This is a genomic window from Desulfovibrio gilichinskyi (genome assembly GCF_900177375.1).
Taxonomy (GTDB): domain Bacteria; phylum Desulfobacterota; class Desulfovibrionia; order Desulfovibrionales; family Desulfovibrionaceae; genus Maridesulfovibrio; species Maridesulfovibrio gilichinskyi.
Window position 1 is genome coordinate 301902 of sequence record NZ_FWZU01000002.1, and the last position, 12014, is coordinate 313915.

General features: G+C 40.0%; 12 protein-coding genes. 5 read left to right on the plus strand and 7 right to left on the minus strand.

What is annotated here, in order from left to right; all coding sequences use genetic code 11:
- Positions 1 to 65: 65 nt before the first annotated feature.
- Together B9N78_RS06285 and B9N78_RS06290 are read right to left on the minus strand one after the other, a co-directional pair.
- Positions 66 to 1061, minus strand: coding sequence for a DUF6976 family protein (locus B9N78_RS06285; RefSeq protein WP_085100003.1), 996 nt, complete (start codon positions 1059 to 1061; stop codon positions 66 to 68).
- Between the two features lie 8 nt (positions 1062 to 1069).
- Positions 1070 to 1297 carry a hypothetical protein gene (locus B9N78_RS06290; RefSeq protein WP_085100006.1) on the minus strand — a complete coding sequence of 76 codons (228 nt, stop codon included), beginning with the start codon at positions 1295 to 1297 and terminating at the stop codon, positions 1070 to 1072.
- Positions 1298 to 1656: 359 nt separating this feature from the next.
- Here B9N78_RS06290 and B9N78_RS06295 point away from each other — a divergent pair, with 359 nt between their 5' ends.
- On the plus strand, positions 1657 to 1848 hold the full coding sequence (locus B9N78_RS06295) for a hypothetical protein (protein WP_085100009.1): 192 nt from the start codon (positions 1657 to 1659) through the stop codon (positions 1846 to 1848).
- A gap of 119 nt (positions 1849 to 1967) precedes the next feature.
- On the opposite strand, the gene B9N78_RS06300 is transcribed toward B9N78_RS06295, so the two are convergent.
- The gene (locus tag B9N78_RS06300; RefSeq protein WP_085100012.1) at positions 1968 to 2468 is read right to left on the minus strand and encodes a DinB family protein; all 501 of its coding nucleotides are present in this window, start codon (positions 2466 to 2468) and stop codon (positions 1968 to 1970) included.
- A gap of 190 nt (positions 2469 to 2658) precedes the next feature.
- Between B9N78_RS06300 and B9N78_RS06305 the strand changes: the two genes are divergently transcribed.
- Complete coding sequence (locus B9N78_RS06305) at positions 2659 to 3315, plus strand: nitrite/sulfite reductase domain-containing protein (protein ID WP_085100015.1); 657 nt, start codon at positions 2659 to 2661, stop codon at positions 3313 to 3315.
- Between the two features lie 116 nt (positions 3316 to 3431).
- Here the strand turns inward: B9N78_RS06305 and B9N78_RS06310 are convergent, their stop codons facing one another.
- The 4 genes from B9N78_RS06310 to B9N78_RS06325 all read right to left on the minus strand — a co-directional run bounded on the left by B9N78_RS06310 (position 3432) and on the right by B9N78_RS06325 (position 9373).
- The gene (locus tag B9N78_RS06310) at positions 3432 to 4814 is read right to left on the minus strand and encodes a diguanylate cyclase (RefSeq protein ID WP_085100017.1); all 1383 of its coding nucleotides are present in this window, start codon (positions 4812 to 4814) and stop codon (positions 3432 to 3434) included.
- Positions 4815 to 4825: 11 nt separating this feature from the next.
- A complete protein-coding gene (corA, locus tag B9N78_RS06315; protein WP_085100020.1) occupies positions 4826 to 5890 on the minus strand; it encodes a magnesium/cobalt transporter CorA in 1065 nt (354 codons plus the stop codon).
- A 31-nt stretch (positions 5891 to 5921) separates the two neighbouring features.
- Entirely contained in the window at positions 5922 to 6950 is a 1029-nt protein-coding gene (locus B9N78_RS06320) for a TIGR00341 family protein (protein ID WP_085100023.1), read from the minus strand.
- Between the two features lie 92 nt (positions 6951 to 7042).
- Positions 7043 to 9373, minus strand: coding sequence for a mechanosensitive ion channel domain-containing protein (locus B9N78_RS06325; protein WP_085100026.1), 2331 nt, complete (start codon positions 9371 to 9373; stop codon positions 7043 to 7045).
- A 302-nt stretch (positions 9374 to 9675) separates the two neighbouring features.
- On the opposite strand from B9N78_RS06325, the gene B9N78_RS06330 reads away from it, so the two are divergent.
- The 3 genes from B9N78_RS06330 to B9N78_RS06340 all read left to right on the plus strand — a co-directional run bounded on the left by B9N78_RS06330 (position 9676) and on the right by B9N78_RS06340 (position 11992).
- Positions 9676 to 11100 carry a sigma-54 interaction domain-containing protein gene (locus B9N78_RS06330; protein WP_085100028.1) on the plus strand — a complete coding sequence of 475 codons (1425 nt, stop codon included), beginning with the start codon at positions 9676 to 9678 and terminating at the stop codon, positions 11098 to 11100.
- A 237-nt stretch (positions 11101 to 11337) separates the two neighbouring features.
- Positions 11338 to 11616 (plus strand): hypothetical protein, encoded by a 279-nt coding sequence (locus tag B9N78_RS06335; RefSeq protein WP_085100031.1) that lies wholly within the window; start codon positions 11338 to 11340, stop codon positions 11614 to 11616.
- 19 nt (positions 11617 to 11635) lie between these two features.
- The gene (locus tag B9N78_RS06340; RefSeq protein WP_085100034.1) at positions 11636 to 11992 is read left to right on the plus strand and encodes a hypothetical protein; all 357 of its coding nucleotides are present in this window, start codon (positions 11636 to 11638) and stop codon (positions 11990 to 11992) included.
- The last annotated feature ends 22 nt before the right edge of the window (positions 11993 to 12014 follow it).

Here is a 12014-nt window from a genome sequence, read left to right on the forward strand (position 1 = left end):
TAAAAAATCCTGCTTTGTAATAAAGCAGGATTTTTTATATTCACACTTTTATAAACCGGTATTTTTTAAGTATCGTGAAGCACCAAATAGACCAATGTCTGATTTAGAAGCTGGTAAGCAATTTCCCCGAAAGTAATCGGTCCCACAAAAGGATCTGTTTTTTTACCGTCCAGTTCAGAATACAGATAGTTCAAAATGCAGTTACATGAAAATGATATCGTTTGCCCTGCAACTTTGTTTTCTTTCAGCTGTTTGGTGAATTCTGTTGCATAATTTTCAATTGATTTTGCATGCCTATAGCGTATTCCGGTGAAAACAGGCGCGTAAAAATGAACTTCTCCGCCGGGATCCACACTCTGGAAACTGGTATTAACTAAGGCTCCATAGTAATCGGCTACCAGAGGAAGTTTGGTATCCAGATCATTTTTAATGATATAGTCAGCAAAGTTTTCTTTAACTCCGTTGACCATAACATCTGTACATGAAAATCCGTCTGATGCGAAAGTTAAATTGTCTCCGTCCCCTTGCTCGAAGCTGTTGATAATGCCTACATCAACAACTTTGCCTGCGATCAGTTCAATATGCATAACCATGGCTTTGTCTTCATATACTTCTCCGGTTTTCCCGTTGAAAACTTTTGGAGTAATTTTGCCAAGGTCGTCTAAATGAACACCGGAAATCCATCCGATAAGAGGCTGGCTGCCGAAATCTTTGTAGTTTGGAGCATTAAGGGCAAAGGCTACATGAGCCTCACTTAAGGCTGGAATGATGATAAAACTGAAACCGCCGTCTCCTGCATCAGTATATACAGTCCCAAGAGTATTCGGTTCATATGCTTTGAGTGAAATAGATTTTGTTACATCAGATATGTCGGTAACAAAAATTTTGTCGTGTGAAACAACGCCTCCATTCTCTGGAGACATAAAATATGGGATGGTTCCGCCTATCCACTGCCCTTTTGGTAACTGTTTAAGGAGATTTTCATCTCCGGCAATGAGTAGGGTCTTTCCTGCAGCTATCTGTTTTTCAACTTCGTTGAGACTAATCAACTCCTGTTGCATACTTCCTCCTAGCTAAAAATAGTTTCCAGATCTTGCTTAACGGACGGGTTGTCTGCATTCTTAGTAAACATAGCATGCAGTTCATCAATTGCCGCAGGAATACTTCCGGGGTCGGCAGTTGCACCTCTTATCAGACGGGCAAGCAGTATTTTACCTGCCAGAAACTTTAGAGTGCATGTTTTTTTACCTGTAACAATCTCTTTCCATCTAGCATTGTTTTTTGGGGGGATGCCCATATTTACGTTCCTCCTTTTACAGTTAACAGACTAAGAATTTGATATTTCCTATGTCTGCACGGTTTAAGATCTTTTTATCTGGCTACGGAAAATTTCAAAACATTGTGCATCCTCTCAAGTGGTTTAAATAATTGAATTTTATTCTTATGAGTAGCATAACAAAAAATTCATTATATGTCCGCAATTAGTTCTAAAAAATACGGATATAGAAGTGATTTTTCTAAATTGATCATTTGTTTTAGGTAGATAGGTGATTATTTTTATAATGTTGTAGTCTTGACGTAACAAGATATATGACTATTAAAATAGTTCATAAATAAATTACATCATTCTTTTTGAATGTTATTGGAGATATTGTAATGAAAGTAGATATTGAAATTGAAAAATTGCTTAAAGATAAAAATGCAGATTTATATGAATTCTGCGCTAAGCGTTACGATGGTACATATACTGACGGGGTAACCCTCTCTAGAGAGTTCGACGGTAATATTGAAAATTATGTTCAAGGTGAAGGATGGGTTGCAGACTACAACATTCTGCCGGATCTCTAGGCAAAATGCTTTTTTATATAAGCAGATAAAGCCAGTCTCTGTTTAAAGGGGCTGGCTTTTTTATTAAAATTTACGCAAAAAGTTTAGAACGGATCGGTGACTGACAGCAGATCGATCTGCTATTTTTTAAGATATGCGTCCCGTGTCAGCCATAGTTCTTCCATCCGGTACATATGCCAGTAATCGTGCATGAAAATGTGCCGGGCAAATATATGTAAGCCGTATTGTCTGTATTCGGGGTGCACTGCAAGCCGCTTCCAGTCCTCAGGTATCGCTTCGGTGAGTCTTTCAACGATGGCCGTACGACCCTTTTTAAAGTCTGCTAAGGACTGCGTAATCGTCGGGAGTTTTTTTTGCCCTTGCTCTTCGTCTTCGGTTGGGAAGAAGGGTACGAATTCAGGGGTATCCTCATCAAGAATTCTGGTTATCCTTTCCAGCCCCATTGGCTGCACATCCGCAAGATGAGCCAGGTGTTCAGCAATGGACCAGAAGTTTTCACCGCGTTTGATGTATAAATCTTTTTCAGGGATTGCTGCCACGAATGCTGAAAGAATAGTGTGGCTGTCGCTAAGTCCTCGCAGTATGGCTTCAATATCTGGACGGTGCTGAGACTCTATCATGTTCGCCTCCGTAATGATGTGATTGTACAATGCGGCAATTTAATATCTTTCTTCTTTATTAGATATGCTGAAATTCTAGTCAATTAATTTGTTATTTGTCTATTAAATAAATTGTCGTTTTGCGCATGGTTGCGAACCTTGTGTGTCTAGAGTACTTCAAAATTTATTAATTAAATATATAGGAGTTTTCATGAATAATATTGTTTCCGAATCATTAATAGTTAAGCCTATTAAGCGTAAAGACGGCACATATGTTTTGCGTCTGTGCGTTAATCAAGGTCAGCTCACTGTAGGTATGCTTAAAACTGTCATGGAAACCATGACCAAGTTTAATTTAACTTCACTTAGAGCCACAACCGGCCAGCGCATGAATCTTGAGGGTATTCCGGATGATAAACTGGATGAAGTTATTGCAAGTATTGGCGTAGCTGTTGAAAAGCCGCTTCCTGAAATAACTGTTTGCCCCGGAGCTGGAATCTGTGTGTACGGCGTTCAGGAAACACGCTCTATGGGTGACAAAATATTATCCCTGATACAAGAAAACGGTCCTTATCCTTATAAAATAAAAACCGGAGTTTCCGGTTGTAAAATGTCATGCGGTTTAAGTTATGTGCGTGATATCGGATTAATCGGCGGCCCCAAAGGATGGGATGTCTCCTTCGGCGGAGCTGCGACAAGAAACGCCGGAGTCGGAATTCCGCTTGGTAAGGCTGTAAGTTCAGAAGATGCTTTAAATTTGATTGCTAAGGCTCTCGTGTTTTATCGTGAAAATGGTAAGAAACGTGAACGTACATCCGGCATGATTAACCGCTTAGGGGCAGAAGAAGTGCTTGCCGCCCTGAAATAACATTCTTAATCAGTTTAATCGGTATAAATTAAAAAGCTTAGAAGAGAAATTCTTCTAAGCTTTTTTTTTAAAGTCTGATCTGTTTATAGTTGTTTAACTTGTCTACACCCATATCATTAATATTTGACTGTGTTTCGCCCTGCGTCTTTGGCCTCATACAACTTCATATCAACACGGCGCAGTAGCGATTCCATTGATTCTTCAGTTATGTATTCAGCAATACCTATAGACAGGCTGAGGTTGATATTTGCTGCATCTAATTTGCAGGTATGGTTTTTAATATATTGATTCATATTTTGAATAACTAATGCGCAATCATTAAGATTCGTCTGAGGGAAAATAATTAAAAATTCATCTCCGCCAAGCCTGAAAATGGAGTTACTTTTTCTAAGTGAAGTCTTGAGGCTTGATGATAGATGCCTTAGCACGGAGTCCCCGGCGGCGTGACCATGCTCATCGTTCACCCGCTTAAAGTAGTCGATATCTATCATAGCAATGGAGAGCTTTTGTTTATATCTTTTAGATTGTTTAATTTGATAATCAAGAAGCTGCATTCCTGCTCTTCTGTTTCCTGAGTCGGTAAGCTCATCTTTCATCGACAGCTCAGTCAGTTTCTCATTAAGTAGAAGTATTTCTTTTTGCTTCTTTTGTAATAAAAATTGCTGAATAAAAATATAAATAGAAATGGTCAGGGCAACAAAAAAAACAGTCTTTCTAAAAGGATCATAATACTTATTGTGAACCGGGGCGTGTTCAAGCTTTAAAGTCCATTGCCCGTTTGGAACGTCTACAGGCATGCTGATACCGTTTTTATTTTTCCAGTTGTCGGAAATATACAGCAATGGTTTTTTTGTACTATCCGGGTCATCCCCTTCAAGTTTTATTAAATATCCCTGTTTCTCAATATTGTGTATTTCCGGTGGTAGTATGTCTTCTACAAGCATAAGGGCTATTGTGAATCCCCAAAATTTTTCTTCACCGTTAATAACTCTGAAGACAGGCTTCCGCGCGATTACTGCATACTTACCGTTTTGGATAAGTTTTATCGGACCGACAAAAGTGATTTCTCTGGTTTGAACGGCTTTGAGTGCTCCATCGTCGCGTCTTTTATCTTTGAGCAGGTTGTGGCCCATGGCCCCTTCATTTCCTTTGAGCGGGAAAATATATGATACGATTCCATTCGGGGCAAGCTGTACAGCACTTGCAGCGGAATCGTTTACGACAATCTGGCGGCCCCAATCGTTAAAATTATCTGTCTGATAGTTGCTGGATTTTAAAAGTGCTTCAAGAGTTTCTGTTACGAATATCCCATGTGTTATATCTTTCAGTATGTTTTGAGATATCATGGCGCCACTGTTTAACAATATGTCATGTTGAATGGATTCTTCATGTTCAGTATCCAGCCGGATAACTAATTCACCGAGGCCGGTTAAAATAATTGTAAGAAATAAGCAAAATGCTAATGTTCCTAATAAATAAAGTTTTGCATTTTTTTGCATGTATTACCTGTCTAAATCCATTTTCTCTTCTTGAAGTAGAGTAGCATTCCTACTGCCACAGCACTCATTGCTCCAAGTAAAATATAATAACCGTATTTATAGTGAAGTTCAGGCATCGATTCAAAATTCATACCGTATATTCCGGCAAGAAAAGTCAGCGGAATAAAAATTGTGGCAAAAATAGTCAGAAATTTCATGATGTCATTAAGTTTGCTGCCTATTGCCATATTATATGTACTAAACAGGTCTGCGAGCATTTCTTTGTAAATTTCGGTAGAATCAACAGCTTGTTCTTCCAGACTTACAAGATCGCGCAAGTATGGCATAGTTTCATGGACTATCACCTCTGAATCCAGATTTTTAAGTTTAGATAAAATTTCTCTTACAGGTCGGACCGCTTTGCGTACATATGCAATCTCCCGTCTGTATAAGTTTATTTCTTCTAAAAGATCCGGTTCAGGGTTTTCCAGAACTTCGTCTTCAATTTCTTCAATGCGTTCGCCCATTTTTTCAATAACTTTCAAGTAATTTTCTACAACGCAGTCTAAGAGAGTATATAATAAATAGTCACATCCCCGTACTCTCATTTTGCCGTTTGGATTATCAATTCTGTTTCTGACCGGTTCAAAAACATCGCCCGGACGCTCTTGAAAAGTAATCAGATAATTTTCAGTAAGAACTGCGCTCAGTTGTTCAGACCATACTTCGCTTTGATCTTCATTTAAAAAAAGCATTTTCATGGTAATGAAGACATGGTCAGGATATTCTTCAACCTTGGGACGTTGTCCGGTGTCTTGAATGTCTTCAAGCATTAATGCGGGAAGGTCAAATTCTTCACCGATCCGTTTAATTAAATCTGAATCATGCAAACCGTCTATATTGAGCCAACTTGTTGTCGCAGTGGTTTTAATAGGGCCGGCTGCCTCAAGTGACGGGATGAATTCTTTCCGTAGTGTTTGCGGATTAAAGTCAATAATCCGTAAACGGGGCTCATCCATTCGCTGTTGTCCGATAAAGATCAGTGATCCCGGCGGTAGTCCTGCTTTTTTGTCTATATTTTTAAGAAATCTTGCCATGGTGTTTCGCCCTTATTTTATCGTGTTATAACTAACTGATAATTCCAAAATATAAGAATAGGATAAGAATCGCGAGCATTATCCCCCAGAGGAAAGCCATGCGAATTGCTGTGACTTTGGCTCGCTCACGGTCCCACCATGTTAACGGCTGTATCCCTTGGAGTAAAAAAGTCACCACTCCGGCTAAGTTCAAACATATAATATTGGTGAGAAAAAGTAGACCTGCTCCGGCGGCATGTCCGGTTTCTCCTGCCCCCAGAAAAATTCCGCAGGCACTGAGAGGCGGTAAAATGGATAATGCAACCATCACTCCGACAAGTGAAGTCGGCACTCCGAGTGTGAATGAGATTATGCCTGCAGCGCCGGAAACAATGGCTAAAATAATATCTGAAAAGCTGGTAGTGCTTCTTAGTAAAAGTTCTGAGGAAATCTTCGGCAACCCCAGTAATAAGCCCGCTCCGAGTGATACTAAAAAGGCCAGCGCAACTCCGACAGCAAGCGTTTTGGATGATTCTAAAGCAAGTTTTTTGTCACCGAGTGTTGTGGCAAGTGAAAAACCTACGTTCGGTCCTAAAAGGGGAGCAAGAACCATGGCTCCGATTATGATAGCGACGTTGCCGCGCATAAGTCCTATTACCGCAACCAGAGCAGAAAAAATAACAAGCATCACATAGCTTTTTGACATAACGGACGTGTCTAGAACATCGGAATACAGTTCTTCACGGCTTATTCTGTTTTTTATTGTTACTTCTGCGTTTTTATCGTTTTGTGTAACTTCAGGTTCTTCTTTTTCTGGAATTTTTAAGCGTGGAATTGTTGCTTCTGCTGCGAACACAATAATTCGATATTTTTCATTCCATGAAAAAAGGTTTTCAAGCTTATCAAGTACATTCTCAGATTCCTGAACATCAAGTATTACTCTGAAGGACAGAGCGGAGTCATCGTCCAGCGGAGATGCCCAGAACACGTAGCCTTCATCAGGTCTATGTTCTTCAAGAGATTTAATAACCTCCTCTTTGTCTTCACGCGGTGTAACTATTTCTATTACTCGCAAAGGCATTGTATTACTCCCCGAATGATTTTTCTAAACATTATAGCATGCCGGATCTGCTAAAGTATAGAGTAAAGCTTTTTTACAACTTATATAGAGAATTAGGAAAGATTGCCTCCGGCATCTTTGTTTTGGCCGAGCATATCCACTGTGAGAGGGCTGTCTTTGAAGTGAATATCCATTTGCGGGAAAGCAATTTCAATATTGTCGCGCCGGAAATATTTGTCGATTGCAAAGCGGAGCTCTGAGAGCGTTTTGATAGTGTTATCAATATCATCTATCCACACGCGCAGTATAAAGTCGAGACTGCTTGCACCGAAATCATTAAAATGAACATACGGTTCCGGTTTATCAAGAATATGAACATGTTCCTTTGCAACTTCCAGCAATGTTTTACGTACTAATTCTGTGTCAGAACCGTATGCTACTCCGACTAATATATCACGGCGGAGTATAGAATTATTCTTTGTCCAGTTCGTAACCTGATTAGTCACGAGATCTGAGTTAGGGATCATTATTACGGCATTTTCAAAAGTTTCAACGAGAGTGGTGCGGATGTGAATGTTTTTTACTGTGCACCAAAGAGAGTTTAATTCAATGACATCGCCCTGCTGAATTGATCTTCCGAAGAGCAGAATAAGGCCGCTGATGAAGTTGTTAACAATATTCTGAAGGCCGAAACCGATACCGACACTAAGTCCACCTGCGATAACAGCTATGCTTGTGAGGTTCAGGCCCAGAATACGCATAGCTAAAAGTGCGAAAAGTGACCAGACTGCATATGAAAACAGTGTCTGCATTGAAGGGACAGCTCCCCGCTTACCGCGAGGCCATTTTCGCCCTAAAAGTTCTATGGAAACCTTGAATGCTGAAACGCTGTTTTGGGTTATGAAGAAAAGAACAAGTACAGAGACAACACTACCGACAGAGATTGAATATCCCTCCCAGCCTGTGTTCATAGCCAGAACATTCCATACAGTGCTCTGCCCGAAAAATCCGACCAGCCAGAAATAAGCAACACTGAATGCAATTGTCCATCCCAGCGGAACTGCCAAGTTGCGAATCAGCCCGTTAAGCAGTTTTACATTTTTTTCAGTACTTAAAAACAGTACTTGCCCCCAGAGCATTCCGAATGAGCGGATAAATATGCTAAGGGACCAGAGAATAGCCAGAAAGCATGCCAGCCTGCCAAATCCAAAAAAAGATATAATGACGAGCGGACTGAGAAAACTGCTTTTTCTGGTAGAATCAAGCACTCCTTTGAATCTTGTTTTTTTCCATGCCGGGATAGAACTTAAAAGCCAAGAGGTTATAAGAAAACCTAGGAAAATCAGTGTAACCCATTTGCCCGGAACATGCAGAGCAAGTAAAAAAGAACTGAGTGTAAACAGGACCGCTGTTCGCGTGCGTCCTCTGGCCACCTTATGATCATCAGTGCAAACATATTTAGCAATTTTTAACACCGAAATCAGGAAAAGACCGAAGGAGAGTATTTCAAGAGGTTCCATGGTAGATGGAAATGTTATTCTGGTTGCTGCATAGAGGGCAAAGCCAACCAGAGAGATACTGAAAAGAGATTTAATTTTAAGATGGTTCTCGCCAAGTAAGTCCTTCCAGTCTACCTGCCGCTCCAGAAAACTCTTTAGAGCTACGCCTGCCAATATGATTATTGCAAAGATAGATAGGTGCATTAGAGCGTTTTCATCATAGCTTTCGAAAGCACTTTTAAGTTCAGAACTTTTAATCGACCACCAGTTGTTGTTTTGAAAAGAGGTCGTCCAGAAATTGATGCTGAAAACAGGATTTTTCCCAGCTAATAAATAGGAGCTCCATAACTGCAGAAGGTTGTGTTTTTCACCCTGTTCCAGTTTTTCCAGACGTGCTAGAACTCGCTCCCCTTCTTTCAATTGTAATTCAATTTTTGCAAGCTGACTTTTAGATTTGTACCGTAAGTTAGCTATGGAGGTAAGATTGCTTCGATATAGAATTTTAAGCGGTTCCGGTATATCCGAAGGTATGGAAATGTTTTCGAATGAGTTGATAACATCAATTCTGGAAACGCATTCTTCCTGTGCATCTTCGAGTTTGTTTAGTGAATTCTTAATTTTTTCCCGCAGTTGATTTAGATCGTTTTTAACCTGCTTGCGGTCAATAGGAGAACCCGTTGAGGCCCGCTCGGAAATAAGGATGTACTGAAATTGTTGCAGTGCCTGAGCGTAATTCTTCCGCATAGCCAAAAGCAAAGCATCAATTTGCGCATAGGTCGCCATTTCTTCCACTTCAAAGGCTTGAAAGCTGTGCACTCTGCTTCTAAGCATATCAAGATTTTGATCTGATTCAGCAAACGAACCGGAGGCAGATACAACTGACAGGGTAAAAGCTATAATTGTGCAAAACAAAAATGATTTAATTCTAGTTGCGGTCCAAAGCATATATTTCTCCAGCTAAGATCAAGTCTATGCGGCTATTTTTTTAAAATTCAGTAGTTCAAATAATACGATCTGGTTGCGCGAATGTATAGGAGTAATTATGTTGTATAAATATTTAGAAATTTATTGTTGTATGATATGCTGTTTTATCATAGTTCGTTAAATTAGCAGCTTATATTTTATGTCCTGTTTTAAATGATATTTTAGGGATATTTTGAGTAGTCTTTTAATGTTTGGAAGCATATTAGTCCTTATGATTTGCTGCTTAAACTGATTAGGATTTAATTGTAACTGAGGAAATTTTAATGCGTAATTATATGATTGTAACACCTGATGCTCAGGCACAAGCGACATTGGATGCTATTTTGTCTTCTTCCGGCGAAGGTGTTTCTCTGTACGATATTGCGGCTGTCAGATCTGCCCTTGTTGCGCATCCTGCTGATGTTATATTTGTAGATTATAATCTTCTCATGGAAAATTGTTCAGTATATAGCGATGGTATGAGTGCTATCTGGCAAGGGCATACCGAAGTTGAGGTTGTTGTTCTCGTACAGCCGGAAGGTGTGCGGCGTGCTGTGGATGCGATGAAGTCCGGAGCTGCTGACTATTTAACCTATCCTGTAAGTCCTGGCGAAGTTCAGGTTGTTCTTGAAAGTCTGGATAAGACTTTGATGCTCCATAGTAAATTGGACTATTTACGCGACCAGTTCTGGAATGAAGATGCCTTACACGTTGTCAGAACTGACAGTGTTGCAATGCATGACGTGTTCGATAAAGTTCGCCAGATGGCCGGAACCAGAACAACCGTCCTTTTGACAGGGGAGACCGGGACCGGAAAAAGTCTTATTGCGAAACTTATACATACGCATAGCTCAAGAAAGGAGCATCCTTTTGTCAGTGTTCATTGCGGAGCTGTTCCTGATACTCTTATTGAAAGTGAGCTTTTCGGTCACGAGAAAGGAGCCTTTACCGGAGCCATTAAGCGTAAAATCGGTAAATTCGGTCTTGCCGAGGGCGGAACCCTTTTTCTTGATGAAATCGGTACAATTTCTAAATCTATGCAGATTAAGCTGCTGAATTTTCTTCAGGAACGGACCATCCAGCGGGTCGGAAGCGATGAATCTATTTCAGTTGATGTGCGAATAGTCGCTGCAACTAATGAAGATCTTCTGGATATGTGTGAAAAAGGTCTTTTCAGAAAAGATCTTTATTATCGACTCAATGTTTTTCCGATTGAAATACCACCGCTTCGCGATCGCAAAAGTGATATTTTGTCATTCGCTGAAGTATTTGTAAGTCATTTCAGTAAGCAGCTCGGTAAGAATATAAAAGGGGTTCATCCCAAAGTAATAGATGCTTTTCAGCGGCATCACTGGTCCGGAAATGTGCGTGAGCTTGAAAATCTGATCGAGCGGGCTTGTATTCTTGAGGAAGGAGATCTCATCAGTCCAGCAAGTATACCGCATGAGATGCTGGGCCTTCGGCAAGGTGATGAAGGCGGGCGGCCCGATATTTCTATGGCAATAGGCAGAGCCAGACAAATTGTTGTTGATAAATTTGAGAAGGAATATCTTTCAGAGCTTCTTGAAGCGTCACACGGCAAGATAAAAGATGCAGCAAAATGGGCCGGTATAACTCCGCGTCAGCTGCATAAATTAATGAATCGTCACGGATTACAGCGTAGACAGTTCAGGCTGCCGGTGAAAAAGGGAACTGTCGATTCACAATGATGTTTTTAGGAATTTTGAATTCACATTTTAAAATTTCTTTTTAATAGCCGCTTTTAGTCAAAGAAAAGTTAATTCCCGCCATAAGTAAGCATCATTTTTGTTTTATAAAAAAGGTACTAAGAACTTAAAGTTCTTAGTACCTTTTTTTATATATTAAAATCTAATAAAATTAGTATGTTATAGTTTGGTATCAATTATGCTTTAAGCGGGTAACCATGGTTTCATGGAGGAGCGTGCATGGAAGAAAGAATATTAAAACCCGCAACCGAAACTGAACGACTGACCGGAGTGCTTATTCCAAGCGGCTGGAACGCACGATTCGATGTTACAAGCCTTTCTCTTGCATGCGATGGCGAACGAGAGGTGGGAATAGAAAATTTAAGCGAATATCCCGAACTTTTAAGTTTGCTTCGGAGACAAGTTGAAGTTGCCGGAATAGTGGAAAAAGATGGTGATTTTGAAACATTAAGAATCTCATCTTTTAAAGTGGTAAGTGATATCAATGCAAACAAATAACGAGTGGAAGGGATTGTTTATGAAAAGACTTTGTAATCTGTTTCTAGTTATATTTGTTTTAATGTTATATTCAGGAACGGCATTTTCGGCTGAAGCTCCTTCTGAAAATGGAGACGAAACGATTGTCGGCGTAATTATTTCTATGGATGACGGAATTTTTCTTGATGACGGATATCAGATTTATCTTTTGGTGGGTCTGGATGACCAGCAATATATGGGGTTGACGGTTGAAGTGATTGGTGAATCCATTATCGTCGATGGTGCACCTGCAATTAAAGTTAAAGAAATTAATGTGCTTGACCCTCAGCCTCAGGAAGAAATGGCTCCGGACGATGAGCCCGGAAACACCGCAAACGATGCAAATATAAATAACTGACGAAGTAGAATAATAAAAGAAG

Coding starts and splice junctions, on each gene's coding strand:
- B9N78_RS06290 (WP_085100006.1), bottom strand. CDS start 1,297: ATGGGCATCCCCCCAAAAAACAATGCTAGATGGAAAGAGATTGTTACA.
- B9N78_RS06320 (WP_085100023.1), bottom strand. CDS start 6,950: ATGCCTTTGCGAGTAATAGAAATAGTTACACCGCGTGAAGACAAAGAG.
- corA (WP_085100020.1), bottom strand. CDS start 5,890: ATGGCAAGATTTCTTAAAAATATAGACAAAAAAGCAGGACTACCGCCG.
- B9N78_RS06325 (WP_085100026.1), bottom strand. CDS start 9,373: ATGCTTTGGACCGCAACTAGAATTAAATCATTTTTGTTTTGCACAATT.
- B9N78_RS06310 (WP_085100017.1), bottom strand. CDS start 4,814: ATGCAAAAAAATGCAAAACTTTATTTATTAGGAACATTAGCATTTTGC.
- B9N78_RS06285 (WP_085100003.1), bottom strand. CDS start 1,061: ATGCAACAGGAGTTGATTAGTCTCAACGAAGTTGAAAAACAGATAGCT.
- B9N78_RS06295 (WP_085100009.1), top strand. CDS start 1,657: ATGAAAGTAGATATTGAAATTGAAAAATTGCTTAAAGATAAAAATGCA.
- B9N78_RS06305 (WP_085100015.1), top strand. CDS start 2,659: ATGAATAATATTGTTTCCGAATCATTAATAGTTAAGCCTATTAAGCGT.
- B9N78_RS06330 (WP_085100028.1), top strand. CDS start 9,676: ATGCGTAATTATATGATTGTAACACCTGATGCTCAGGCACAAGCGACA.
- B9N78_RS06300 (WP_085100012.1), bottom strand. CDS start 2,468: ATGATAGAGTCTCAGCACCGTCCAGATATTGAAGCCATACTGCGAGGA.
- B9N78_RS06340 (WP_085100034.1), top strand. CDS start 11,636: ATGAAAAGACTTTGTAATCTGTTTCTAGTTATATTTGTTTTAATGTTA.
- B9N78_RS06335 (WP_085100031.1), top strand. CDS start 11,338: ATGGAAGAAAGAATATTAAAACCCGCAACCGAAACTGAACGACTGACC.